Origin of the sequence: Arthrobacter hankyongi, from assembly GCF_022012395.1 — a bacterium.
GTDB classification, from domain to species: Bacteria; Actinomycetota; Actinomycetes; order Actinomycetales; family Micrococcaceae; genus Crystallibacter; species Crystallibacter hankyongi.
In genome coordinates this window covers 96,909-121,937 of sequence record NZ_JAKLTQ010000007.1, presented here as the reverse complement: position 1 = coordinate 121,937, position 25,029 = coordinate 96,909, and the positions used below count along the sequence as shown (strand labels likewise).

26 protein-coding genes and 1 pseudogene are annotated in these 25,029 nt (G+C 67.4%); 21 read left to right on the top strand and 6 right to left on the bottom strand.

Annotation, left to right across the window (positions count from 1 at the left end):
- Positions 1-4: 4 nt before the first annotated feature.
- On the bottom strand, positions 5-949 hold the full coding sequence (locus LVY72_RS24685; protein ID WP_237820990.1) for an acetamidase/formamidase family protein: 945 nt from the start codon (positions 947-949) through the stop codon (positions 5-7).
- Positions 946-1,920, bottom strand: coding sequence for a branched-chain amino acid transaminase (locus LVY72_RS11640; protein WP_237820988.1), 975 nt, complete (start codon positions 1,918-1,920; stop codon positions 946-948). The genes LVY72_RS24685 and LVY72_RS11640 overlap by 4 nt, the downstream gene beginning before the upstream one ends.
- Before the next feature lie 352 nt (positions 1,921-2,272).
- On the opposite strand from LVY72_RS11640, the gene LVY72_RS11635 reads away from it, so the two are divergent.
- From LVY72_RS11635 to LVY72_RS11560, 15 genes are all read left to right on the top strand, one after another.
- Positions 2,273-3,160: an ABC transporter permease gene (locus LVY72_RS11635; protein WP_237820986.1), complete on the top strand. Its 888-nt coding sequence runs from the start codon at positions 2,273-2,275 to the stop codon at positions 3,158-3,160.
- Positions 3,157-3,990 (top strand): ABC transporter ATP-binding protein, encoded by an 834-nt coding sequence (locus LVY72_RS11630; RefSeq protein ID WP_237820984.1) that lies wholly within the window; start codon positions 3,157-3,159, stop codon positions 3,988-3,990. Before LVY72_RS11635 ends, LVY72_RS11630 begins: the two co-directional genes overlap by 4 nt.
- Before the next feature lie 2 nt (positions 3,991-3,992).
- Positions 3,993-4,835 carry an ABC transporter ATP-binding protein gene (locus LVY72_RS11620; RefSeq protein ID WP_269092425.1) on the top strand — a complete coding sequence of 281 codons (843 nt, stop codon included), beginning with the start codon at positions 3,993-3,995 and terminating at the stop codon, positions 4,833-4,835.
- A complete protein-coding gene (locus LVY72_RS11615; RefSeq protein WP_237820982.1) occupies positions 4,832-5,893 on the top strand; it encodes an ABC transporter permease in 1,062 nt (353 codons plus the stop codon). The genes LVY72_RS11620 and LVY72_RS11615 overlap by 4 nt, the downstream gene beginning before the upstream one ends.
- 40 nt (positions 5,894-5,933) lie before the next feature.
- The gene (locus LVY72_RS11610; protein WP_237820980.1) at positions 5,934-6,782 is read left to right on the top strand and encodes an MBL fold metallo-hydrolase; all 849 of its coding nucleotides are present in this window, start codon (positions 5,934-5,936) and stop codon (positions 6,780-6,782) included.
- A 9-nt stretch (positions 6,783-6,791) separates the two neighbouring features.
- Positions 6,792-7,604 carry an MBL fold metallo-hydrolase gene (locus LVY72_RS11605; protein ID WP_237820978.1) on the top strand — a complete coding sequence of 271 codons (813 nt, stop codon included), beginning with the start codon at positions 6,792-6,794 and terminating at the stop codon, positions 7,602-7,604.
- Positions 7,605-7,671: 67 nt separating this feature from the next.
- The gene (locus LVY72_RS11600) at positions 7,672-9,255 is read left to right on the top strand and encodes an ABC transporter substrate-binding protein (protein WP_237820976.1); all 1,584 of its coding nucleotides are present in this window, start codon (positions 7,672-7,674) and stop codon (positions 9,253-9,255) included.
- A gap of 80 nt (positions 9,256-9,335) precedes the next feature.
- Positions 9,336-10,043 carry a cysteine hydrolase family protein gene (locus LVY72_RS11595; RefSeq protein ID WP_237820974.1) on the top strand — a complete coding sequence of 236 codons (708 nt, stop codon included), beginning with the start codon at positions 9,336-9,338 and terminating at the stop codon, positions 10,041-10,043.
- Complete coding sequence (locus LVY72_RS11590; protein WP_237820972.1) at positions 9,986-10,807, top strand: MBL fold metallo-hydrolase; 822 nt, start codon at positions 9,986-9,988, stop codon at positions 10,805-10,807. The genes LVY72_RS11595 and LVY72_RS11590 overlap by 58 nt, the downstream gene beginning before the upstream one ends.
- Entirely contained in the window at positions 10,804-11,610 is an 807-nt protein-coding gene (locus LVY72_RS11585) for an MBL fold metallo-hydrolase (RefSeq protein ID WP_237820970.1), read from the top strand. The genes LVY72_RS11590 and LVY72_RS11585 overlap by 4 nt, the downstream gene beginning before the upstream one ends.
- Positions 11,611-11,676: 66 nt before the next feature.
- Positions 11,677-12,597, top strand: a complete 921-nt coding sequence (locus tag LVY72_RS11580) for a polysaccharide deacetylase family protein (RefSeq protein ID WP_237820968.1) — start codon at positions 11,677-11,679, stop codon at positions 12,595-12,597.
- Positions 12,598-12,623: 26 nt separating this feature from the next.
- Positions 12,624-13,022: a cupin domain-containing protein gene (locus LVY72_RS11575; protein WP_237820966.1), complete on the top strand. Its 399-nt coding sequence runs from the start codon at positions 12,624-12,626 to the stop codon at positions 13,020-13,022.
- 54 nt (positions 13,023-13,076) lie between these two features.
- Positions 13,077-13,802, top strand: coding sequence for an aldolase/citrate lyase family protein (locus LVY72_RS11570; RefSeq protein WP_237820964.1), 726 nt, complete (start codon positions 13,077-13,079; stop codon positions 13,800-13,802).
- 107 nt (positions 13,803-13,909) lie between these two features.
- Positions 13,910-14,518: a cupin domain-containing protein gene (locus LVY72_RS11565; RefSeq protein WP_237821146.1), complete on the top strand. Its 609-nt coding sequence runs from the start codon at positions 13,910-13,912 to the stop codon at positions 14,516-14,518.
- Complete coding sequence (locus LVY72_RS11560) at positions 14,518-15,237, top strand: maleate cis-trans isomerase family protein (RefSeq protein WP_237820962.1); 720 nt, start codon at positions 14,518-14,520, stop codon at positions 15,235-15,237. Before LVY72_RS11565 ends, LVY72_RS11560 begins: the two co-directional genes overlap by 1 nt.
- Here the strand turns inward: LVY72_RS11560 and LVY72_RS11555 are convergent.
- Entirely contained in the window at positions 15,234-16,172 is a 939-nt protein-coding gene (locus LVY72_RS11555) for a polysaccharide deacetylase family protein (protein WP_237820960.1), read from the bottom strand. The genes LVY72_RS11560 and LVY72_RS11555 overlap by 4 nt on opposite strands.
- A gap of 100 nt (positions 16,173-16,272) precedes the next feature.
- Here LVY72_RS11555 and LVY72_RS11550 point away from each other — a divergent pair, with 100 nt between their 5' ends.
- The 3 genes from LVY72_RS11550 to LVY72_RS11540 are packed head-to-tail and all read left to right on the top strand — an operon-like array spanning position 16,273 to position 19,236.
- Positions 16,273-17,646, top strand: coding sequence for an amidohydrolase family protein (locus LVY72_RS11550; protein WP_237820958.1), 1,374 nt, complete (start codon positions 16,273-16,275; stop codon positions 17,644-17,646).
- Complete coding sequence (locus tag LVY72_RS11545) at positions 17,643-17,831, top strand: hypothetical protein (RefSeq protein ID WP_237820956.1); 189 nt, start codon at positions 17,643-17,645, stop codon at positions 17,829-17,831. Before LVY72_RS11550 ends, LVY72_RS11545 begins: the two co-directional genes overlap by 4 nt.
- Complete coding sequence (locus LVY72_RS11540) at positions 17,824-19,236, top strand: amidase (RefSeq protein ID WP_237820954.1); 1,413 nt, start codon at positions 17,824-17,826, stop codon at positions 19,234-19,236. The genes LVY72_RS11545 and LVY72_RS11540 overlap by 8 nt, the downstream gene beginning before the upstream one ends.
- Positions 19,237-19,289: 53 nt before the next feature.
- Here the strand turns inward: LVY72_RS11540 and LVY72_RS11535 are convergent, their stop codons facing one another.
- Positions 19,290-20,510, bottom strand: a complete 1,221-nt coding sequence (locus tag LVY72_RS11535) for an MFS transporter (RefSeq protein WP_237820952.1) — start codon at positions 20,508-20,510, stop codon at positions 19,290-19,292.
- Positions 20,511-20,671: 161 nt separating this feature from the next.
- Positions 20,672-21,238, bottom strand: a complete 567-nt coding sequence (locus tag LVY72_RS11530) for a hypothetical protein (protein ID WP_237820950.1) — start codon at positions 21,236-21,238, stop codon at positions 20,672-20,674.
- A gap of 558 nt (positions 21,239-21,796) precedes the next feature.
- Here LVY72_RS11530 and LVY72_RS11525 point away from each other — a divergent pair.
- Both LVY72_RS11525 and LVY72_RS11520 read left to right on the top strand, forming a co-directional pair.
- Positions 21,797-22,078 carry a DUF3040 domain-containing protein gene (locus LVY72_RS11525; RefSeq protein ID WP_237820948.1) on the top strand — a complete coding sequence of 94 codons (282 nt, stop codon included), beginning with the start codon at positions 21,797-21,799 and terminating at the stop codon, positions 22,076-22,078.
- 45 nt (positions 22,079-22,123) lie between these two features.
- The gene (locus tag LVY72_RS11520; RefSeq protein ID WP_237820946.1) at positions 22,124-22,438 is read left to right on the top strand and encodes a hypothetical protein; all 315 of its coding nucleotides are present in this window, start codon (positions 22,124-22,126) and stop codon (positions 22,436-22,438) included.
- 78 nt (positions 22,439-22,516) lie between these two features.
- Here LVY72_RS11520 and LVY72_RS11515 read toward each other — a convergent pair whose 3' ends face one another.
- On the bottom strand, positions 22,517-24,415 hold the full coding sequence (locus LVY72_RS11515) for an FAD-binding monooxygenase (protein WP_237820944.1): 1,899 nt from the start codon (positions 24,413-24,415) through the stop codon (positions 22,517-22,519).
- Positions 24,416-24,735: 320 nt separating this feature from the next.
- Between LVY72_RS11515 and LVY72_RS24890 the strand changes: the two are divergent.
- A pseudogene (locus tag LVY72_RS24890) lies at positions 24,736-24,990 on the top strand (hypothetical protein); the annotation flags it as partial.
- Between the last annotated feature and the right edge of the window lie 39 nt (positions 24,991-25,029).

The window sequence follows — 25,029 nt, the reverse complement described above, 5'->3', positions numbered from 1 at the left end:
GAACCTACGCATTCCTAGTCGGTGGGTCGATGGAGAACGGGGGAGTGCTGAAATACCGGGAGGCCAGGGTGACCTTGACGGAGGCGCGCGCGTTGACCAGTTGGGACACGGACACGTCCGCGGCGGCGCTGAGCAGCATCGCGGCCTTTTCCCGCGGCCATTGCCGGTCGGCCGCCAGGAGTTCGAGCATGTCGTCGAGGGCGTTGCGGGCAGCTTCGTCCAGGTCCCCGCCGTCGCCGATGGTGATGACGGAGCCGCCGGACAGGACCACCGGCCGCCGCAGCGGGGCCGCGGGCAGCACCCGGCAGGAGAGCACGACGGTGCCCTCGACCTCGACGCCGGTCAACGAACACTCGCCGTCGCCCTGGGCGGCGTGCAGGTCTCCGGCATAGAGCATGGCTCCGGGCACCTGCACCGGCAGGATGACGGCGGCGCCCGCGGTGACGTCCTTGCAGTCCATATTGCCGCCGTGGCTTCCCACGGTGCTGGAGTCCGGGCCGGCACCGGCAGGCGCGATGCCGATCTTGCCGATCATCGGCCGGACCGGGATGGTGACTCCGTCGTCGAAGCGCACCTCGCCGTCGGCGATCTCCACGATGTGCCCGCGCCGGGCCAGCCCGCCGCTGAAGCCGCCCCGGCCCGGCAGGGTGACCATGGCTCCGCGGTTGGCGATCCGGATTTCGTGGACGTCGACGCGCAGGACGTCGCCGGGCTGCACGCCGCGGACCAGGACCGGGCCGGTCACCGGGATCGACAGCTTCTCATACTCCCCGGTGCTCTCGAACAGGCCGCCGGTCAGCAGGCTGCGGGCATCAAGCGAGAAGGGTTCCCCCGGGTCGACCTCGAGCACCGGCGGAGTGGCGGCGGTGAAAGAAGCGGAGGCGTGCTCGAATCCGGCATGCGGTCCGGCGTTGAGGGTGTGGGACGCGCGCATCATCCGCCCGCTCACCCGGCGTAGACCGGTGTGGCCCAGTGCTGGTCGGCAGCGACGCGGCCGACGACGGCCTGCCGGTAGAGGTCCTGCAGCCGGCCGGTAATCTCGCCCGCCGTCCCCCCGCCGATCGTCGTGCGGTCGACGGAAGCGACGTGGTTGACCTCGGCGGCACTGCCGCACACGAAGACCTCGTCCGCCGAGTAGAGTTCGGTCCGGTCGATGGGACGGATGTCGACATCGAGTCCCAGTTCGGTGCGGGCCAGGTGCAGCACGCTGTCCCGCGTCACGCCCTCGAGGATGTTCTCGGTGACCGGCGGTGTGCAGAGCCGGCCCTTGCGGACCATAAACACGTTGTAGCCCGCGCCCTCGGCGACGTGGCCGTTCTCGGTCAGCAGGAGAGCCGCATCGTAGCCGTTGCGGCGGGCCTCCAGCAGGGCGAGCCGGCCGTTCTGGTAATTGGCGATGGACTTGATACGCGGTGGCATGGACCTGTCGGACAGGCGCGCCCAGCTGCTGATCTGCACATGCAGGCCGGTGGCGCCGAAGTAGTTGCCCATCGGAATCGCGGCCATGAACACGGTGGCCGGTCCGCTGTCCTCGGGCTTGCCGTCGCTGGAGTCCACGAATACCTGCGCCCGCATGTGCAGGTTGCCGCGCAGATCGTTTGCCCGGATCAGGCCGAGGAGTTGCTCGGAGAGCGCCGCGGTGTCGCGGGGGCCTGCGATTTCGACCACCCGCATGGATTCGACCAGGCGCCTCATGTGGTCTTCGACCCGGAAGGCGTAGAGCTGCTGGTCTTCCTCGCTCCAGTAGGCCCGGAAGCCTTCGAAGACCCCGACGCCGTACTTCAGGGTGGTGCTGAGCACGTGGAGGCGGGCATCGGCGTAGTCCACCAACTCGCCGTCGTGCAGGAGATAACGGACGCCCGGGGCGGAAGCCGCGGGTTCGGTGCCGGCGATGGTGGCGGTTTCGGGCAGGCTTGGCATCACAGGTTCCCATTCTTCTCGACATTGACTTCATCTCGCAGCAAGATTTCTCACTATATTGAAGACAGGGCGTGCCGCTGTCAATGGCCGCGGGTCTTCCGGCTGTCGGTGCGGCATGCCCGAGAGTTGGGGTGCATGCGCCCTGAAGGCTGGTTATAAGCCATGCGGCCGGGCATGTCTAGGGGTGTTTTCCACGCGGGATGGCGCTAGAGTGCGATTTCAATAAAGTGATGAAACTTTGATATGTGCCAAACCGCAGTGTCGCGGTAGCTGAATCAACGATCGGGGAGCCTCAGATGCCACAGCCGCTGGTTGTTTCCAATGCCTTCAATCTATCCCATAGGGGAGCCTCATGAGTGTCCAAGAACTCCCGTCCACCTCTCCGGGGCTGCGGCCGCCGGCATGGGCCAGGCGGGCACGGATGCGCGCCCACGGCCGCTCAAGCCCCATCCTGACCGCCTTCGCGGCCGCGGTGATTATCGGCCTGCCGCTTGTTGCCCTGGTCCTGCCCCTGCCCCACGATCCGCTGCGGCCGGATCCGGATTCGATCGGCATCGCGCCGAACCTGAGTCATTGGTTCGGTACTGACGAAAACGGGATGGACGTTTTCGCCCGCACCCTGGAGGCTGCCAAGCTGGACCTGCCGATCGCACTGGCGGCCACGGGGCTCTCGCTCCTCGTCGGGGTTCCGCTGGGGTTGTTCGCCACGAGCGGCCGCGCCGGCGAAGCGCTGATGCGGATCGTCGATGCCTTCGCAGCCCTCCCGATAATCGTGATCGCCGTCGTTTCCATCCAGCTCATGGGCGGCGGGGCAACCGACGTGGTGCTCGCCATCGCCATCGTGGCAGCGCCGCGCTTCGTCCGGCTTTCCCGCGCTGCAGCGGTATCGCTGCGCTCATCGCGCTACGTGGAGGCCGCCGTTGCCATCGGCTGCTCTCCGGTGCGCGTCGCCTTCAACCACATCCTGCGCAACGCCTACGGCGTTGTGCTGGTGCAGGCGACGCTGACGGCCGCCAGCGCCCTGGGGGCGATCGCGGCGCTGAACTTCCTCGGTGTCGGCGTCAGGCCTCCGCAGCCGACCTGGGGAGCCATGATCAGCGACGGCTTCAGCATGCTGATCCGGGGCGAGTGGTGGGCGGCGGCCTTTCCGACGGCGGCCATGCTGCTGGTGATCGCCTCGCTGAACATCGTCGCCGGAGCCATTGAAAACAGGATCGAGCGAGTGGAGCGGGCCCGATGACAACACGACTCCAGGTACGGGACCTCGTGACCGAGTTCGACACCCGCGGCGGCACGGTGCGGGCACTGCACGGGATTTCCTTCGAGGTGGGCCAGAGCGAGGCCGTCGGGATCGTCGGGGAATCGGGATCCGGCAAATCGACGGTGGTCCGCTCGGTGATCAAGCTGCTGATGCCGCCCGGCCGGGTCGCCGGCGGGAGTGCCGTCTTTTCGGGCCAGGACCTGCTGCAGCTGCGGGAACGCGATATCCGCAGCATTCGGGGCAAGGAGATCGGATTCATCGCCCAGAATCCCTTCAGCGCATTGAATCCCGTGGTGCGCATCGAGAAGCAGTTCGCGAACATCGCCAAGGCGCACGGACTGCCGGTGGACGGTGCCTCGCGCGAGCACGCTCTGCAGCTGCTGGCTGCCACCGGGGTGAACGAGCCGCAGCGCGTCATGCATGGCTATGCCCACGAGCTCAGCGGCGGCATGGCACAGCGGGTGGTCATTGCCATGGCTCTCTTCCTGAACCCCCGCCTGGTGATCGCGGACGAGCCGACCACGGCGCTCGACCTGACGGTACAGCGCCAGGTGCTCGACACCCTCCGCCGGCTCACCGTGGACAGCGGCCGTTCCATGCTCATTGTCACGCACGACCTGGGGGTGGTGGCCGAATACTGCGACCGGGTCCTGGTGATGTACCAGGGCGAAATCGTCGAGCAGGGGGAGGTATCCCAGGTGTTCGTGGACCCGCAGCACCCCTATACCGTCTCGCTGCTCAACTCCGTGGTGCGGCCGGAAGGCGACGCCGCACCTGCCGCTGAACTCTCCGAATCATGGAGGCCCTGACCATGGCACTGATCGAAATCAAGGACCTCAGGAAGGCCTTCCGCACTCCGCAGGGGCAGCTCGTCACCGCGGTTGACAGTGTCTCGCTGTCGGTCGAAGCCGGCGAATGCGTCGGCATTATCGGCGAAAGCGGATCCGGAAAGTCCACGCTCGGCCGGTTGATTCTGCGGCTGCACGAGGCAGATTCAGGCTCGATCATCCTCGACGGCGAGGACGTCCGCGCGCTGACGCGGCAGCAACTGCGCCGGCGGCGCCGGCACTGGCAGATTGTCTTCCAGGAGCCGTTCGCGTCGCTGAATCCGCGGCTGACCATCCGCCAGATCGTGGAGGAGCCGCTGATCGTGGCGCGGACCAGCGGCACACGGGCCGACAGGCTCCGCCGGGTGACGGAAACGCTTGAGGAAGTCGGGCTCTCGGCGGACTTCCTCGAGCGCCGGCCGGCGAACCTCAGCGGCGGACAGCAGCAGCGGGTCGGCATCGCCCGGGCGCTCGTCACCGACCCCACCCTGGTGGTGCTGGATGAGCCCACCGCCTCCCTGGACCTGACCATCCGGGCGTCGATCCTGCGCATGCTGGCAGCGCTGCAGGTCTCCCGGGGACTGACCTATGTCTTTATTTCGCACGACATCGAAACGGTCAGGCACTTCTGTTCGCGCGTGGCCGTGATGCACCGCGGACGCTTCGTCGAGACCGGCACGACCCGCCAGGTGCTGTCTGATCCGCAGCAGCCCTATACCCAGGCGCTGATGTTAGCGGCCATGCCGCCGATCCCCTATTCACCCAATCCAGCCGGCGCCGTCTCCGACGGCGACAGCCAGGACCGGACAAAGGCGGGAACGCTATGATCCGCTACATCATTTCGCGGTTGGTGATCGCCTTCCTGCTCCTGCTGGGACTGATCACGCTGAGTTTCGGGCTGGTTTCCCTGCTTCCGGGGGATCCGGCAGTCGCGCTGCTGGGCGAATACGCCACCCCGGCCGACGTCGCCCGGATCAACGCCCAGCTGGGGCTGGACCTGCCGTTCTGGGAGCGCTACCTCGACTACATGGGCCGGACCCTCCGCGGTGACCTGGGCCAGTCATTCTTCACCGGCAGCCCGGTTGCGGCGGAAATCTGGACGCGCCTGCCGAATACCCTGGTCTACCTGGTTCCCGGACTGATCCTGGCGCTGGTGATCGGGATGGCCTCGGGCACATTCGCGGCCTACAAATACGGCCGTTTCGCGGACAAGTCCTTCACCGCCGGTGTATCGGTCCTGATGGCGATGCCGGAATTCGTGCTGGCCCTGCTCCTGCTCTTCATCTTCTACCAGCAGCTGCACCTTGCGCCGGCACCCCTGGGGATGCTCTCCAGTGCGGACATCCCGCCGCCCAAGGTGACCGGAGCCGTACCCATCGACGCCGTGCTGGCCGGGAAGTGGGACCTGGTGGCATCCATCCTCGGCCGGGCGGCCCTGCCGATCATCACGATGGGCCTGTTCTTCGCCGCGCCCTTCGGCAAGACCGTGCGCACCGGGTTGCTCCAGGTGCTGAACTCGCCCCAGATCGAGTTTGCCAGGGCCTGCGGCCTGCGGCCGGCCCAGGTGTACCGGTATGCGCTCAGCGACGTCAGGGGGTCCCTGATGACCTACATGGTCCTGCTCTTCGCAGCCTCACTCAGCGGCGCCGCGATCATCGAAAGCGTGTTCTCCTGGCCCGGCGTCGGCGGCTGGTCACTGGACGGGGTGCTCAAGGGCGATGTCCCGGTCATCCAGGGCTTTGTCCTGATCATGGGCGCCACAAGCCTGCTCGGCTACGTGATCCTGGACGCCCTCATTACCCTTCTCGACCCGCGCACCCGGAGCAATGCGGTGGCGGGCCGGAAGCGGCCGCAGCGCCCGGAAACGGCTGCAGTTTCCGCCTGAAAAACCTTGACAATCCGCCAAGATTCAATAGATTGAAGATATGTTCACAATACTGAAACCAGAAAAGATGGTCGTCCTCGGCGGGCTGATTCCCCTCGACAACCGCGTCAGTTGGGTGCCGGCCGGATCCACGGGGTTCCAGCCCTCGAACTGCTACCTGATCACCGAGGGGCAGTCGCGGTTGCTCGTCGACTCCGGACTGGCCGTCCACAGCCAGGAGATCCTCGACGACCTGGCCGGACTGATCGGCGAGGGCGGCGGTGTCTCGGTATTCTTCACCCGCAGCGAAATGGACTGCGTGTCCAACCTTGAGCCGATCGCGAGGCGGTTCGACATCGAGCGCCTGTTCACCGGCGGCGTCATTAATCCGTTCGACGCCTTCGACGACCTGAGCCGGATGGCCTTGCGCGGCCGGCGGCACCAGATCGACGAGAAGCGCACCGGGGAGGGGGATTCTTTGGCCCGCGCGGCCCAAATCGACGTGGCGCCGGGCAGGGTGCTGGAAATCGAGTCTCCGCTGCTGCGGCTCCTGCCCACCTTCTGGGGCTGGGACGAGCAGACCGGGACGCTGTTTACCTCGGATACGTTCACCCACGGGGTCATGGACAGCCCGGACAGCCCGCGCGTCATCGACTCCACCATGGAAGACACCACCACGGCCGAGCAGGTCGCCGGACACCTCTATGCCAAGTACGAGTGGATCCCGCGCTCGACCTGCGGGCCGCTGCGCGAATGGCTCGCCGAGAAGTTCACGGCACTGGACCCGGAGATTATCGCCCCGTCCCGGGGCTGTGTGCTCCGCGGCCGCGACGTCGTCCGGCGGCACCTGGACTTCATGCTCAGCGCCCTGACCCCGGAGCGCGCCCACCTGATTCCGCAGCCAGCCTAGGAGGATCCGATGGAAGCACTTGTCGAAACAATGAGCAGCGACCTTCCGCGCATGGTCGCTGACGGCGTGACCTGGATGAGCTCCTGCCTGCCATTCCACCTGGAGGACCGGGTCATCCACGGGCACAACTCCACTTACCTCGTCCAGGGCGAGCACTCATCCATCCTGGTGGACACGGGCAACCCGTCCAGCTGGAACATCATCTCCGCCACCTTGGACCAACTGCTGGACGGCCGGGAACTGACCTACGTGTTCCCCACCCACCCTGAGCTGCCGCACACCGGCAACCTCCCCCGGCTCGTGCAGAAGTACCCGCAGGTGCAGGTCGTCGGGGACATCCGTGACTACCACCTCTTCTACCCCGAGATCGTGCCCAGCCTGCACGCCCGGGTGCCGGGTGACCGGATCGATCTGGGCGGCCGGGAATTCGTGGTGGTCGAGGCGCTCATCCGCGACCTGCCCAACACCCAGTGGGGTTTCGTGCCGCAGGCCGGGGTGCTGTTCACCGCCGACGGCTTCTGCTACATGCACCGGCCCGACCTCGACGATGAAGACCCCGTTCACCTGCCGGGCGAGTGCGGGCTGACCACCGGCGAACTCTCGGCGCCCATCGCCGTCGAGAATGCGGCCTTCTTTACCGGCAGCGCCCTGTACTGGGCACGTTTCGCGAACGACGCGGACCAGGTCTATAACCGGGTGCTCAAGCTTGTCGACGAGCTAGGGGTCACCTCGGCCGCACCCACCCACGGGAACTTCATCACGAACGTCCATGCGGTGGAGCCCATCATCAGGACCGGCCACAAGCAGGCCTACCGCTACTAGGCGCCCTGCGCCGCGTACTGCCCTTCACATGTCCCAACCGCGTCCTACAAATCAAGGAGCCTGGACTATGAAACGCTCGCCCTTGTTCGCCGGCGGCATTGCCGCCGCGCTCGCAGTATCCCTGGCCGGCTGTGCGGGCGCATCCTCGCAGGCCGCCCCGGCCCGGACCGACAATGTCGTCGTCGCCGTCGGGGCGCTGCCGGACAGCCTCACCCCGTCGCCGTGGGGCGGAAGCGCCTCCCACGTGGTGCTGAGCGGGCTCGGCTCGCAGCTGCTGCAGTACAAGTCGGATGAGAACTCCTGCCAGAACCCGTCCACCGAGGTGGCCGGCCGGCTGGCAGAAAGCGCCGAACCCAATGCGGACGGCACCGGCATCATCGTCAAGCTGCGGAAACTCACCAGCCAGTTCGGCAACACGCTCTCCGCCGAGGACGTGCGCTGGAGCCTGGACATCGGCATGAAGCGCCAGCCGGTCATGCAGGGAACCCTGAAAAGCAGTGGCTTCGATGTGGACAACCTCGTCACTGTTATCGACGATCACACCGTGCAGCTGAACACGACCGAGATCACCTCGTACACGATCGAGGCGCTGCAGAACAACCTTTTCTACATCCATGACAGCACCGAAGCCAAGAAGCACGTGACGGCGGATGATCCCACGGCGAACAACTGGCTGTCGAAGAACCTCGCCGACTACAGCGGCTGGGACCTGGAGGAGTTCACCCCGGGAACCACGCTCGCCGTCACCGCGGACCCGGACTGGGAAGGCGAGCGCGGGGACGTCAAGCGCGTTGTAGTCAGGGCCGTGCCGAGCACCGCGACGCGGAGCCAGCTGGTCGAAAGCGGTGAAGTCCAGGTGGCCAACGCCTTCGAGTACGACCAGTACGAGTCCCTCAAGAAGGCTCAGGGGGTCAGCGTGGCCGACTGCGCCAGCCAGACCCGCGACACGCTGATGTTCAACACCAAGACCGGCCCGCTGGCCAATGAGCAGGTGCGCCATGCGATTTCGATGGCCATCGACCGCGCGGCCCTCGTCAAGGGGGCGTATGCGGGCTACGGCGAGCCGGCCGGTTCCATTTTCCCGATGGTGGACGGTTCAGCCATCTACAAGTTCGACCCGGCCGCGGCCAGGAAGCTGCTGGCCGAGGCCGGCTATGCTAACGGCTTCCCGCTGACACTCAGCTACAGCGAGACCCGCCCCGGCCCGGTGGCGGCGAAGTCGGCAGTCCTCATCCAGTCCATGCTCAAGGACGTGGGCATCGACGTAAAGCTGCAGAACGTCGCCAGCGCCACCGACTTCTCCACCGCCCTGATCGACGGCCGCTACCAGGCGGTGCTCTATTCCGAGCCGATCGTGATCGCCGACCCGGCGTACTACAGCTACGCCTTCTACGGCACGGGAGCCCCCAGCAACAGCACCGGCTGGTCCGATCCCAAGTTCGACAAGGCCCGTGCCGCCCTGGCGGCGACGCCGGACGAGGATGCGGACAAGCGCACGAAGCTGATCGAGGAGATGACCGCGCTGGTGGACAAGGGCGCGCCGATCCTCTCCCTGGTCGAAGTCCGCGGCATGCTCGCCCAAAAGGCGGGGCTGTCCGGGGCGCAGCCGCTGACCAACGGACAGATTTACTTCAACGCCCTCGGCCGCTAGTCCGCCGCAGGACCATTGCCTTCGGGGCCGGCCGGCGGCCACTGCGGCCGGCCCCGAACCCCACGAGAAAGAGCACAGCCATGATTGAACTTTGCGGAAAGCTGGTACGCGACACACTCGATGAGCTGCTCGACCCGGCGACCACGGCGCTTGTGGTCATCGACATGCAGCAGGGCGCGGTGTCGGCCGGGGGGGCCATCGGCGACTCCGGCCACGACCTGAGCATGATGCCGGCCGTCGTCGAGGCCTGCGGACAGGCAATCGCCGCAGCCCGGGCCAACGGCGTGCCCGTCTTCCACATCCGGGTCGAAAACCTTCCCGACGGCGCCAGCTCACCGGCCGCCTGGCTGCGGGCCCTGTACACGGCAGCCAACGGGCGTCCGATCGACCTGGGCAGGCTCAGCCTCAAGGGTGATCCGGCCACCGACTTCTGCGAACCGTGCATGCCCGAAGCGGGGGAAGTCGTCATCACCAAGCGCCGGCCCAGCGCGTTCGTGGGCACCGAACTCGCCCTGCTCCTGCGCAGCCAGGGAATCGAGTCGGTAGCCCTGGTCGGGGTCTCGACCGGAGGATGCGTCGAGGCCACGCTCCGCGATGCGGTGCACAACGACTTCTATGCCGTTCTGCTCGAGGACGCCGTGGGCGCGTATGACACGGTCGTCCACGATGCGGCGATGACGGTCATGAAGGCACGCCATGACGTGTGCTCCCTCAAGGAGGCTGTTGCCGTGTGGGAATCGGCGTCCCGCGGGGCATCCATGTCCTCGAGCCTGCACGGCGTGCGATGAAACGGTCCACCGCGGAGGCCCCGAACTTCGGTTCCGGGCCCGACCCCCTGGCCGGCGGGCGCATCCACCGGCTGGGCGGAGACATCCTGCTGGATGAGCGGGTCAGCTGGTGCCCGCCCGGGGTGCGCAGGCGCCAGCCGGTCAGCTGCTACCTGGTCCGGGGCAGGTCCGGTTCGGTGCTCGTCGATACCGGGATCCGTCTGCACGCGGACCAGATCCTGCGGCAGCTCGACCGTCTGCTCGCCCCGGGGGAGCCGCTGTCCATCGTGCTCACGAGGACCGAGATGGAATGCTGCCTGAACCTGCCGGCCATCGAGGCCCGGTTTTCCGTCGAGTCCGTGTGGTACACGGGCGGGATCACGGTGCCCCGTGCTGCGGCCGCGGCCCGGCGGGTCTCGGTGGAGCCCGGCAGTTCCCTTGAGGTCGAAGTGATCGACGGCGTCGTCCTCGAGTTCGTTTCCCCGCTGCTCCGCCTGCTGCCGACGTTGTGGATCTTCGATCCGGAGTCGGGGGTGCTGCTGACCTCCGACGCCTTCACCCACGGCACAGACGCCGGCGCGGACCCGCGTGACGGACTGCGGAAATTCCGCTGGTTCACCCAGGCCGACACGCGGCCGATCGCCCATGACGTGCTGCGCAATGTCCGCAACCGGCAAGTGGCCGCCATCGGGCCCGGTTACGGGGTGCCGTTCACCGGCGTCGCGGAATGCGCCCGGGAAGCCGAAGGCCTGGCGGTAGCCATCTTTGAAATGGGGGGCCGATGAGCGCAGCACATGAGGCCCGGCTGATTGCCGACGGCGTGCATTGGCTGGGCGGATGCCTGGTCGCCAATGCCCCGGGCCAGGAGGTCCACTACCACGTCTCCGCCTATCTGGTGGTGGGGGCCAGGGCCTCGATCCTGGTCGATACCGGGGACCCGGCCCACCTGCCGGTGGTCATGGAACAGCTGGACACGGCGCTGGGTGGGCGTCCGTTGGACTATATCTTCCCCACCCACCCGGAAATACCCCACGCCGGCAACCTGCCCGGGCTGCTCGAGAGATATCCCTCGGCGCTCGTCGTCGGCGACGTGCGCGACTACCTCCTGCACTTCCCCGAATACGAGGACCGGTTCATTTCCAAGGCAGCCGGTGAGTGCCTCGATCTCGGCGGCCGCGAGTTCCGGTTCCTGACTGCCTTCATCCGCGACCTCGAGAACACGCTCTGGGGCTACGACAGCGGGGCCGGGATGCTGTTCGTCTCGGACGGGTTCTCCTACATCCACGACGTGCCCGCGCCGGAGGAAGACGACGAGCCGGTGCACCTGCCCGGGCAGTGCCGGATGCTCTCCGGCGAGATGCCGGTGCCCCCGACGGTCGAACAGGCGGCGTACGGCACCGGCCGGGCGCTCTACTGGACCAAGTTCGTCGACGTCGTCCCGGCCTTCGAGCAGGTCAGGGAAACGCTGGAAGCGCTTCCCGTCAGGTTCGTCGGCCCGGCACACGGCAATGTGATCGACGACGTTGAGGGCATGCTCATGACGTCGCTGGCGGCGCACCGCCAGGTCTACGAGGGAAGAGTTCTATAATGAAGAAAAATCAAAATACTGAAAAAGTTCCATGCCGGACGCCAACCAGCTGCGAGGAGTGAAGCAATGAGAGACCTGATTGGATACGGGGAGAACCCGCCGGTCGTCAGATGGCCGCATAATGCCAAGGTCGCCGTTTCCCTCGTGCTCAATTACGAGGAAGGTGCGGAGAGTTCCATCGAGGCCGGCGACGGGCGCGACGAGGATGTGTCGGTCTTCGGGGGCTGGTCCGCCGATCCCGCCCGCCGGAGCCTGATGAAAGAGTCGTTCTTCGAGTACGGCAGCCGGGTGGGCATCTGGCGCTACCTGGGCATGCTGCGCGAATACAAGGTGCCGGCGACCTTCATGGCCTGCGGCGCCGCGCTCGAAAGGAATCCCGAAGCGGCCCGGGCGATCGTCCGCGACGGACACGAGATCTGCGCGCACGGCTACAAGTGGCGGGGGACCGTCGGCATGACCCCCGCCGAGGAGCGGGCCGAAATCCGGGCCTGCGTGGCTGCGATCCAGGCCGTCGCCGGGGTGACGCCGGTGGGGTGGTACGTCCGGGAGGGGATTACCGAGAACACCCGGACGATCCTCGCCGAGGAGGGTTTCCTCTACGACTCGAACTCCTACGCCGATGACCTGCCCTACCATGTTCAGGCCGGCCCTGCCCGGCACCTTGTCCTGCCCTATTCGGGTGACACCAACGATGCCCGGTTCTGGGGCAGCGGGAGCCTGGGCACCGCGGACGAATTCTTCACCGTGCTCAAGGACACCCTCGACTGCCTGCTGATCGAGGGCGAGACCGTGCCCAAGATGATGTCGGTCGGACTGCACCTGCGGATCGGTGGGCGGCCCAGCGTCGCCCACGGCGTGCGCCGCTTCCTGGAGTATGCGCTCGCCCAGCAGGGAGTCTGGTTTGCCACCCGCGAGGAGATCGCCCGCTGGTGGCTCGAGCATCCACCGGTACGGCAGCCCGAGGCGGCCTTTGAGGGGGTGGCGTGATGGCAGCCGCGAGCAAAGGGGACGCGATGACGGATATTGCCCGGCTGGTGCACAACGTCGACCAGCAAGGTTTCGCGGAACTCGACAAGATCGGCCTGAACGGCCAGCGCGACCAGGGGCTGGTGTGCACGCTCATCTCCCGGGACCTGAGCGGTTCCGATGACCTGTGCGTCAGCTGGGGGCGGATCCTGCCTGGCCAGCACCACCTGTGTCACCACCACCCCGATGCCTCGGAATTCTATGTCGTCATCTCCGGAACTCCGCTGGTCCATCTCGGCGACACCGAGTACCGCGCCCGGCCCGGCGACGGCATCTACATCCCGCGGGGGACCCGGCATGGCCTCACGAACGACGGCGATACCGCGGTTGACCTGGTTGTCGGGGTCAGCAAGCCCGCGGACTGGCAGTTCGTCCCCGACGAGTAGGGACAGTGCCGTCCGGCAACAGCAGATCCCGCAAACTACCTGGAGGAGCCCTCGATGTCACACAACACCGCCATGCCGGCGCTGGAACGCAGCGTGGGATTGATTACTGCCGAACCGACGCCCTCGCTGCTTGCCATCCTCGTCCATGCGGGCGTGGACTTCCTGGTCCTCGATGCGGAACAGACAGGGCTAACCGTCCAGCAGTGCCGTGACGTTGTGCAGCGGTTGGCAGGCTCCGGGGTACAGGTGGCGGTCCGTGTTCCCGATCTGGAAGCGAACACGCTGGTGGCGTTCGCGAACACCGGTGTGGGTGAGATTGTCCTGCCGCAGGTGTGCAGCATCAACGAGCTTGAGCGCGCCCACGACGCGACCCGCTATGCCCCCGAGGGGTCGCGGCCGAAGCAGGTATCGCAGGCTTCGGCATTCGGGGCGGACTACTCACGTCCGCCGCGGATTACTGTGTTGTTTGAGACCGTCGACGCGGTCGAGCGGGTGGAAGACTTCGCGGCTTCCCCGTTCTTCAGCGGGGGGTGGGTAGGGCCGACGGATCTGGCAAGCGACCTGCGGCGGAGGGGGGACGGAGGCCCGGAGGCGGTGGAAAACGCGGTCCGGACCGTCGTCGGCGTGCTGTCGCGGGCGGGCCACAGCGTGGGACTCCCGGCAGCGGGCATGGAGGGCGCCGGAGATGTGTTCGCCAGCGGTGCCGACCGCTGTGCGGTCTATTGGGAGCGGGAACTGGCCTCGTTGCTGTCCGGATACGCGGCATCGCGGCTAGGATGAGTCGCCAGAGCGGCGGCAGCCTTGCGGCCAACGCCAGCAGGCAAACTGAACATCTTCGATATACTGATGAAAAGTCCGCAATAAATGAAGGGGGCGTCGTGGACGTCATGGAGGCGGCAGATAACGAGGCGAGCGAGACCCTGGACCGGGACTTCTGGATCACCCATCTGGGAGCGATGGTCAAGAACCAGCGGGTCGGCCGGTTCACGGTGGAAGAACTCGCCGACCGGGCCGGTGTCAGCGCGGGCCTGATCAGCCAGATTGAGCGGGGGATCGGCAATCCCTCTTTCGCGACACTCCTTCGCCTCGCAAACTCACTCGACCTCCCGTTGTCCAGCATGTTCACCAATCCGAACGAGGGCCGGGAACGCATGCTCGTGCGCCGGACGGACAGGCGGCGGATCGAAATTCCGTCCCAGGGCATCAGCATGGAACTGATCGTCCCGGACACCGACCGGAAGCTTGGCGTAGTCAGCATGACGATCCCCGCCAACTTCGACGGCTCCCATGTCCCGCACTCGCATGAAGGCGAGGAATGCGTCCTGGTCCAGGCCGGTACGCTGGTGGCGACCGTCGCGGGACAGGACTCCACGCTGGGACCCGGCGACAGCCTGACCTATGATGCCTCCCTGCCGCACTGGTGGAGCAACCACACGGAGTCCGCGGCGGTCATGCTCGCCATCTCCACGCCGCCCTCGCTCGGCAGGGCCCACTAGTGGATGCGCCCGGTCCGTCGTACCGCCTGGGCGTCCTGGTGCCTTCGTCGAATTCGAACGCGGAGTCGATGACCGCAGCCATGCTCGCGGACCAGCCGGATGTGGGGGTGCACTACAGCCGTTTCCGGCTGCCGCCGAGCCTCGATGACGCCATCGACGCGGAGGTGCTCGGCGAGGCCCCGGCGTTGCTGGCCGACGCCGAGGTGGCCGCGGTGGCGTTCCACGGAACGTCGGGGTCCTGGACGGGTGTTGCCGGCGACCGCGCCCTGTGCGCGGGACTGGCCGCGGCGACGGGGGCACCGGCGACCACCGCGTCCCTGGCCGTCCTGGCCGCCCTGCAGGCGCTCTCGGCCGCACGGATCGCCGTCGTCTTCCCCGGCCCGGCCGGCATCGCGCGGCTCATCGAGGAGGAATATGCCCGGCACGGCATCGAGGTGGCCGGCACCTTCGTCCCGGCAACCGTGATGTCGAATCCGCAGATTGCCCTCCTTGGCCGCGGTGACATCGAGTCGATGATGCGGCCTGCCTTCATGGGCGGTGCCGATGCCGTCGTCTGCATCGGCACCAACCTCCGCTCGGGGTACCTTGCCGCCGGCTTCGAAGCGGAGTACGGGCTGCCCGTCGTGGACAGCGCCACGGCCACGCTCTGGCACCTGCTGCAGCTCGCGGGGGCAGCCCGCCCCATCCCGGGCTGGGGCCGGCTGCTCGCCATGTCCTAAATTTCAGAGACGTGAGGGTCCGGGCCGGCGTCTCCGCCGGTCCGGAGCAGCCACCAATTGACGATCTCCTCGCGGGTGGCGAACCATACTGCCTTTCCGTTCTGCTGTGCATGGGCCAGGAACCGGCCGAGGGCGGCCGCATACGCCGGCCTGCCGATCAGGCGCGGATGCAGTCCGATGCTCATGACCGAGGGGCCGCTGCGCGTGTCGGCGAGCAGCATGTCCAGCGTGGCTGCGAGATGGCCGGCGAAGGCACCGGCCGTAGGAAACAGGCCGAGGAGGCCGGAATCGTTCGTGTCGCCGGCGTAGGGCAGCACCGGCAGCCGGGGATTGTTTGGGCCGGCCCCCCAGTGCGGCACGTCGTCGTTGAAACTGTTCGAGTCGTAGGTGAACCCTGCGGCAGCCAGCGTCTGCCGCGTGTGCGGATTGAGCCCGTCGCGCGAGTACCAACTGGTGGGGCGTACCCCGGTGCTTGCAGTGATGGCATCCCGGGATTGGATGATCAGCTGCTGCTCGTCCTCGGCGCTGAGGCCCGTATGAGTGTCCCACTGCTGGCCGTGGTCGGCGATCTCGTGGCGGTCCCGGACCAGCGCAGCCGCCACCCCCGGATTGAGCTGCAATGCTGCTGCGCAGCAGAACGCTGTGGCCCGGACCTCGTGGTGTCGAAGGATGCGCAGGAGGCGCCAAATGCCGGCCCGCGCACCGTACTCGAAGGCAGATTCCAGCGTGAGGTTCCGGGCGCCCGGAACCGCATGGGCCGGGATCCAGTGGGCTCCGAGGTCATCGGCGGAATCGCCGCGGGCCCGGCTGCGCTCGGCTCCTTCCTCCACGTTGATGACCAGCGAGACTGCCACCCTGGCGTCGCCGGGCCAGCGGAAATCCGGCGGGAACTCGCCGTAGCCAACAAATCCACGCGTGGTGGTCTGCCCTGTCAATCCGATCTCCCCTCGGTCGAGGACGGGTATTCCAAGATCCAGCAGTTGCGTCTATGGTGAAGAAACTTCGATATTCTGAAAATAGCTGACAGGGAGGGCGATGTCCACGCTGATCCAGGGCGGAACCGTAGTCCCCGGCACCGGTGACACCGTTATTGCGAACGGTGTCGTCGTGCTGCGCCATGGCCGGGTCGCCGATGTCCTGACGCGGTGGGATCCGGTGCAGGAGTTCGCCGGGGAGACCATCGACGCGGCAGGCTGCGTGGTGATGCCGGGCCTCATCAACTGCCACGCCCACGGGGTCAGTCCCGGCCCGCTCTTCCCCAGCGCCGCGGCCCGCCTGGCCGAGCAGGCGTGGATGGGAAACCTGGACCGCCACCTGCTGGCCGGCACCACCACGGTGCTCAACCTCTGCGGCTTCGCCGGCATGGACGAGGTCCGCGAGGCGGACCGGCGCCACGCGGTCCACGTACGCGGTGCCACGAGCCACCTGCCCGCAGCGCTCCAGGCCGCGCAGTTCGCCGACGGCCGGGGCCTGACTGCCCGCACACGCGCCCTGACCGTGGAACGGATGATCGATGACGGCGCCGTGGCCATCGGCGAGCTCGGCGGCGGACAGACGCTCGGCGGGGGTGGCCAGGACCTGGTCTACATCCCGGCGGCCATCGAGAAACTGACCGGCGTGCGCGTGGAGATCGGTCAGGCGCGGCGCCTGAAGGAGGCGGTGCTCGGCAGGTTCATCGATGCCTCCGCCTTCGATGCCGAGGCTCTGGACACTGCGGCCTATGAGGCAGGCTTGTCGGGACGCCTCACGATGGACGAGCTCAGAACGGTGATCGAGGACTCCGTGCTGCCCTCGTTCGTGCCCGCCATCACGGGGATCCGGGAAGGCGTGCTGGCAGCATCACGCCTGGGCGTTCCCGCCATCGTGCACAGCGCCTCCGCCACCGCACGCATCCTGCGCGACCTGATGGCCGAAACACGGGGGAACGGGGTCCAAGTGATCGCAGCCCATGTCAACCACCCGTCCCACAGTCCTGCCGAAGCACTCGAGCTTGCTGTCCTGGGACGTGGCAACGGCTGGCCGGCCGAGGCCTCGGTGTTCGACCTGCTGCACCGCCGGCACACCGTCACCACCCGCGACCACTGGGACCTACTGCTCGGCGAGCCCGGTCTGGTGTCCGTGCTCGCCACCGACTACGGACGGGACGGGGAGCACGACGAACTGATCGCGGCCGTCCAGGACGTCGCTGCCCAAGGGCACCGCCCCCTCGCCGGCGCCGTCGCCATGGCCACCTCCGCCGTTGCGGACCTGATCCCGGGTATCGCCCCGCAAAGCGGCCGTCTGCAGGCCGGCCGGGCGGCCGACGTCGTGGTTGCCGGCGCGGAAGACTTCAGGGACGTGAGGTACGTGTTCGTCGACGGCATCTGCGTCGTCCGCGAGGGGAAACTGACAGCGGAGGCCCACCGATGAACAACGCGCTGGGACCCGCACACCGGGACCGTATCCTCGCCGTCGTCGACGAAACCACTGCACAGCAGGACTGGCAGGCCCTGGAACACTCCTACCAGGACTTCAGAAACGGAATCGATGAGCTCCGGGAGTATTTTGGGCAGCTGCAGGCGGCCCCGAAGGAAAGGCGGGGCACCGATGACTGAACCATGGGAGTTGGGTATCGCCGAGGCCGCTGCGCTGATCCGCACCCGCCGGCTGTCCGCCGTCGAGCTGCTGGATTCCGTCCTCGAGCGCCTCCGCAGCACGGAAGAATACGCGCACGCCTGGGCCCATGTCGATGCCGAGGGGGCCACGGCTGCAGCCCGGGCCGCCGACGCGCAGACAAGCAACGGCCGGATCCCGGGCCCCCTCCATGGCATTCCCCTCGGGATCAAGGACGTCATCGACGTCCGAGGCCTGCCGACCGAGGGCGGGTCGGCAGCGCTGAAGGGAAATGTCGCCACCGCCGACGCCGGAGTTGTCCGCCGACTCCGCCGGAACGGGGCGGTCATCCTCGGCAAGACGGTGACGTACGAGTTCGCCTTCGGCCAGGGCAGCCCGCCTACACGCAACCCCTGGGCCCCGGGCCGCTACGCAGGCGGGTCGAGCATAGGGTCCGGAGTCGCCGTCGCGGTGGGCAGCGCGCCGGGCGCCCTCGGCACGGATACCGGCGGTTCGGTGCGGAACCCGGCGGCCGTCAACGGCCTCGTCGGGCTCAAGCCGACACGCAGTTTGGTCGATGGTTCGGGAGTCCTGAACATCAGCCACACCCTGGACCACATCGGACCGATTACCCGCAGCGTCGTGGACTGTGCGGTCCTGCTCGATGGGATGCTGGACGACGCTGCGGCCGTACGGATGGGCGGGCCGTTGGCCGGGCAAATCCAGGGACCGGTCGAGCCAATCCGGGTGGCCGTGGACCGTGCCATGTGGTCGCAGTGGGGAGTGGCACCGGAGGTGCGTTCCGTCCTCGAAGGAGCCCTGGCAGTCTTAGGCGGCCTTGGGGCTGAAGTCATCGACGTGTCGATTCCGGAGCTGGCCATGGCCCTTCCCGCCAGCCTGGCCATATCCCTGTCGGAAGCCGTCAGCCATCACCAGCAACGTCTTCGCCGTGACCCGCAGGCATACCTGCAGGGCACCCGAATCATGATCGAGACGGGGGCCCTGATTTCCGCTGAGGACATCCGCCTGGCCCGGGACGTGCGCGGCTACCTTCGGGAGTCCCTGTCCGGCGTGATGGACAGCAGGGGCATCGACATCCTGGTTTCTCCCACTCTCCCGGCCATCGCTCCGCTGGCGTCAGCAATGTCCCAGGAACTGACCGGCGACGCCTCGCAAGACTCCCTCGCGGGCGCCCTGAAAATGCTTTCCTGCGCGAATTTGACCGGCATGCCGGCCGCGAGTGTGCCGTGCGGCTTCACCAGCGGCCAGCCCGTGGGAATGCATCTGATGGGACGGGAGTTCGACGACGCCAGGGTACTGGCCGTCGCGCACGCCTACGAGGACGCAACGTCATGGCGGGGCCAGGTGCCGGTCAAGGAGCTGCCATCCCCGGCTTCCGCCCGATGAGGGTTCTGCTCTGCCCAAGGCCTTCGAGCCCGGTGCTGCCTGCCGATGTGCCGTTACGCGCAGACCTCCAGCAGCCGCTTCCTGCCGTGCACCCCGTAGTACAGCCCGATACACGCCAGCATCAGCACCCCCAGCCAGACGTACATCCCCGGAAAACCGGTCAGCGGCAGCAGCAGCCCCAGCAGCACCGGGCCGAAGCCGGTGCCGACGTCGAGCATCAGGAAATAGGTGGCGACGGCGGTGCCCAGCCGCCGTTCGGGCACCTGGCTGACCGCGATCGCCTGCGTGCACGGCATCATGCTCCCGAAGCCGAGGCCGGCCAGGATGCCGGCGGCGGTGACGGTCCCGCCGGACGTCCCGAGCGCCAGGAGTGCCAGGCCGGCGGCGAACATCACCAGCGCCGGGTACATCACGACGTTGGCGCCCTGCCGGTCCTGGATCCGGCCGGCGAACAGGCGCGCTGCCAGCACGGCCGCGGCGAAGACCAGGAAAAACAGTGCGGCGGACGGGGCGGCGCCGCGCGACTGGGCGTAGGAGGACAGGAAGGACAACACGCCGGAATAGGCCAGGCACCCGACCAGCATCACGCTGCCGATCGGCAGGACTGCCGGCTCCAGGACCTTTTCCAGTACCGCGCGGGGTGTCCGCGGCTGGCTGCGCGGCTTGCCGCCCGGGCCATGCCCGACGGCGGCGGCGGCCGGCGCCGGCCGCCGCTCGGGCAGCTTCAGGAAGAGGGAGACGCCGAATGCGGCCGCCGAGCACCCGGCGCTGAACAGGAAGACGCCGTCGTATTCGCCGCCAGCGGAGAGCAGTACCGCCAGCAGCGGCCCCAGGGCGGTGGCCACCGAGGTGGAGACGGCGAAGTAGCCGGTGCCTTCGCCGCGCCGGGCGGCCGGGATGAGGGCCTGCGCGCCGGCGGTGACCGCGGTGTGGCCGACTCCGAAGGCCACGCCGTGGAGCAGGCGCAGCACGAGCAGCATGGCCAGCGAGCCGGCCGGAATGTAGAGCAGGGATATCGCCGCGAACACCGCCAGGCTCACCATCAGGACCCGGCGCCGGCCGGCGGCGTCGAGCAGCGGCCCGGCGAAGAAGCGCGAGACCAGCGCGCCGACGACGAAGGCGCTGGAGGCAAAGCCGGCGGCGGTGTCGGCGGCCTGGAACCGCTGGACCGCGTAGAGCGCCATGGAGGTCATCAGCAGGTAAAACACCATGTAGATGAACAGGTTCGCGCCGATCGCGAGCACGAAGTTCCTGGTCCACAGTTTCTCCTGCACCCGGCTGCCTCCTGTTTTCTGGTTGTCGGTACCCGTCGGTCCCGCAGTGTCGATTATGCCGCCGGGCGCAGCGGGCAACGAAAGACGCCTGACGCCGGCGTCCGTCCCGGAACCGGTGGCGGCTCCCGGGACGGACGCTTGGGGCGTTTCCCGGACGGCCGTCAGTAGGTTCCCCACTGCCGGACATCCCACAGGCGGGCCGGCTGGGCCGGCGCCGGGTCCGTGAAGCGGGAGGATCCGAGCACGGTGGGCGAGGCGTCCTCGAGCGTGACGGCCTGCCGGTTCAGCTGGGCCGGGTTTGCCGGATCCCAGTGTCCCTGCTTGACCCGGTTGATCAGCACCTGGGTGGCGGTGGCCTGTTCGGCGTCGGTGAAGGTGCAGTGGCCGGCGGCCTTGACGAAGGTCTGGCGTAGCTGGGCGTTGTCCCCGGCCGCGCGCACCACCGAGGCGTAAGCGGCCTCGTCCGCCGTCGGCCCGGCCGGGTCCCCGGTGGTGTGCAGGCTGAGCACCGGGACGTCGAGCCCGCCGGTGAAGGTGCCGATCCGTTCCACGGTGGCCACCGCGTCCTTGTCCGCGGTCAGCCGGGGTGTGCCTGCCAGAGTGGCGAGGTCGGCGTCCAGGTCGGCGCCGTCGTTCCAGGAGAAGCTGCCGCCGACGGTCTGCTCGAAGCCGGCACACGCCCGAACCCACGGCCAGCGGCAGCGCGGCGGCGGTCGGATTGTGGACATCAATGCCACGGTCATGCCGAATTCTTCCCGGCAGAAATCCTTTGTGCGAGCCTCTTTTCCTGGCTGCAGAATTCGTTGGGGAATCCGTCAGGCGTGTGCTCAGTGGCTTCACCAAAGAAATCTTTGATGCCGACTTTTCGGCGACGCCGGCGCTGGGCAGGATTGCTTTCGCGTCCGGGCTGCGCCGCGTATTTTCACACCGGTTCCCGCATCCCTGGTTCACGAGGTCACCCGGGAGCAGCCTGCCCTCATCCTCCGTGACCGGGCAGCGGTCATGCGGCCTGGCCCGGACCCGGCGCCGGTTTCTCCTGGTGGGCGGGCCGGATCGCAGCGTTATTGATTTCGTTTCGATTTTTTGTGGCATAAAAGCTGGATTCGCTTCGGTCAGTCAAATTTTTGCTGGCGAATTTCAATCATTCGGCTGCTTGGCGTGGCAGGGTGGGATCTTTTGGCTTAATTTCCCGTTTATCGGTAGGCTGGGATTGGGCCGCTGAATTTATTTCGCGTAAGAGGCGGCGAATTAGACGCGGACGACACCGCCTGGATAAGGAGGTTCCAATGCCTTTGACAGATGAAGAACGAAAACGGCTGGAGCAATTGGAGCGCGAGCTGAGCCTCGAGGATCCCGAGTTTGCCCAGAAGCTGCGCCGCGGCCTGGTCGTGGGCCCGTCCGTGCCGGGGCTGTGGGACCTGGTCCTGCTGGTGACCGGCATCCTGATCCTGCTGGCAGGTGTTGCCATGCAGTTCATCCTCGTGGGGGTTATTGGTTTCCTCCTCATGGGTGCCGGCGCCTATCGACTGAGCGGCCAGCCACAACCGTCCAAGGCCCTGCGCCGGTAGCAGGCCCGGGCATATCAAAGAGCGACACGAACGGAGGGAAGGGATATGAGGCAGAACCTAACAGCCTTCTCCATGACCGTGGCGCCCCGCAAGGGCGCTGAACACATTTTCCGCAGCAGCGTTGAACACCTTGCCGCCAACGGGGTGGGCAATGCCAGATTCAGCGTTGTTGAACTGACCGACAGCAGGGCCGTGCTGCGCGGGGAAATAACCGGCGATCCCCGGCTGGTCACCGATCGGAGCCTCGCCGAGTTCCTGACCGACACCCTGGCCGTCAAGGAAGGCATCCACCTGGACCTCGAAGTCCGGATCGAGGCCTGGCCGCTGCCCGCCGGGGCGGCGGGGGCGGTGGCGGCGTAGCCGCTGCCGGTGGCCCTTAACGGAAGGACGACGGCGGCACGCAGGTGCCGCCGTCGTCCTTCCGTTATCTCAGATGGGTCAGTGCTGCGGCTGGCCGGTCCGCAGCAGCGGAGCGAAGAACGCCCCGAGTTCGGCCGTTGCGGTCAGCGGCAGCACGTTGGCCACGTACTGGTCCGGGCGGACGACCACGACGACGCCGTCGCGGGAGAGCCCGCGCACATCGAAGATGTCCTCGTCCTTGGCCGTGCCGTAGACCTTCTCGAGGTCGGTCAGCTGGAACGGCCCGACCGCGGGCTTGAACACGCTAGGCACGGCCGTGATGTCGATGTCCTCGTGCTTCTGCTGGTAGATGACCTTCACATCGAACCAGGCGTCGAGGTCCGCGCCCTCCGGGGTGGCCGCGAGCGGTGACTCCGGGGCGTTCGCCAGCCATTCGGCCAGGTCCGCGACCGGCGATTGGGCGCCGGCCTGCGCCGCGTCCGCGAAGACGTAGATCCGCCAGCGGCCGTCGGCGGTGGCCTGGTGGCCGAGGTGGATCGGGTTGGTGTCGCAGACGCGGGAGACCTTCGCGGACTTGAAGCGCTTGCCGATCGGGAACCCGGTGGCCAGGTCCTGGTGGGTGCGCTCGGCGGTGAGCATCGAGGGCTTGTACTCGGTCATGAACCCGGCCGGGAATTCGGCGGTGCGCACGTAGAAGTCCTCGAGCTCCGAGGGGTCGGCGAACTCCTCGGGCTTCTTGGCCATCATCGTCGACCATTCCTTGTCGAAGTCGATGAGGTTCTTCGCGATGACCTGGCGCTCGGCCGAGTAGGTGGAGAGCAGGCTCTCCGGGCTGCGGCCCTCGAGCACGTGCCCCAGCTTCCAGCCGAGGTTGAAGCCGTCCTGCATGGACACGTTCATGCCCTGGCCGGCCTTGGCGGAGTGGGTGTGGCAGGCATCGCCGGTGATGAAGACGCGCGGGGTGCGGGTGCCGCGGTCCTCCGCGAGCACGTCGTCGAACCGGTCGGTGAGGCGGTGGCCGACCTCGTACACGCTGTGCCAGGCGACGCTGCGCACGTCGAGCGTGTAGGGGGTCAGGATTTCGTTGGCCTTGGCGATGATCTGCTCGATCGTGGTCTGGCGCACCTTGCCGTTGTCGTCGTCGGGCACCACGCCCAGGTCCACGTACATCCGGAACAGGTAGCCGCCTTCGCGCGGGATGAGCAGGATGGAGCCGCCGTCGTGCGACTGGATGGCGCACTTGGTGCGGATGTCGGGGAAGTCGGTGTTGGCCAGCACGTCCATGACGCCCCAGGCATGGTTGGCCGCGTCGCCGGCCAGGGTGCAGCCGATCGAGGCGCGGACCTTGCTGCGCGCGCCGTCGCAGCCGACCACGTACTTGGCGTGCACGGTGCGCGCCTGGCCCTCGTTCGGGCCGGCGCTGCGGACCAGCGTGACCTTCACGGGGTACTCGCCCTCGTCGGTCACCTCAAGGCTGCTGAACTCCCAGCCGTAGTCCGGGGTCAGGCGGGTGGGGGAGTTGGCCGCGACCTCGGCGAAGTAGTCGAGCACGCGGGCCTGGTTGACGATCAGGTGCGGGAATTCGCTGATGCCCATCTCGTCATCGATGGCACGGCCGCCGCGGACGATGCGCCTGGGATCCTGCTCGTCCGGGCGCCAGAAGTTCATCTCGGTGAGCCAGTAGGCCTCGGCGGTGATCTGCTCGGCGAAGCCAAAGGCCTGGAAGGTCTCGACGCTGCGGGCCTGGATGCCGTCGGCCTGGCCGAGCTCCAGCCGGCCGCCGCGGCGCTCCACCAGGCGCGTGGTGATGCCCGGGAACTGGGACAGCTGGGCGGCCGTCAGCATGCCCGCGGGCCCGGAGCCCACGATGAGCACGTCGACCTCGTCGGGAAGCTCCGTGGGGCGGTTAATGCCGACGCCGGCCGCCGGCTGGACGCGCGGGTCGCCGGATACGTATCCGTGATGGTGAAACTGCACGGGTGGTCCTCACTTCTGTATGCCGCTAGCTGGTGATGGTGTTCGATATTGGAACTTTAGGTTCCATAATCGAATAGAATGTGATGTAGCTAATGTACGGCAATCATGACGAAGGTAACAACTGCTGTTTCGGCACGTGCCTGACGGGGCGCCGGGGCCTGGTCCCCGGTTGCCGGTGGTGATCAGAGCACGACGGCGGGCGCGCGTCCGCCGTGCTTCAGGGCGCCTACAGGCTGCTGATGACGCGGAGCCGTCAATGTCAGGCTGCCGCCGGCGAGGTCGAAGACGAGCGGGATCGCCGGGTCGAAGGTGTCGAGCGCAAGGTGGGCGACTGGCTGGTGAAACTGCGTGGTCAAGAAGAGCCTGCACGCCGAAGATCTGCGGGTGGCCTGGTCTGCGGATCCGGATCCGGTGATGGACAGCGCCGGCTGCAGTGAGCGGTGAACCACACCCTGGCCCAGATCGGGATCGGTGAACGCCTCGGGGTGCTCAAGGACTACCCGACGAAATGGTCAGCCGGTGCGGCGGGGCCTGAGACCGTCCGCCCGCTGGACCGGCTGGTGCTGGGTGCATGACGTACTTCATCGGCTAGCCATTCGCACATTATGATTGAT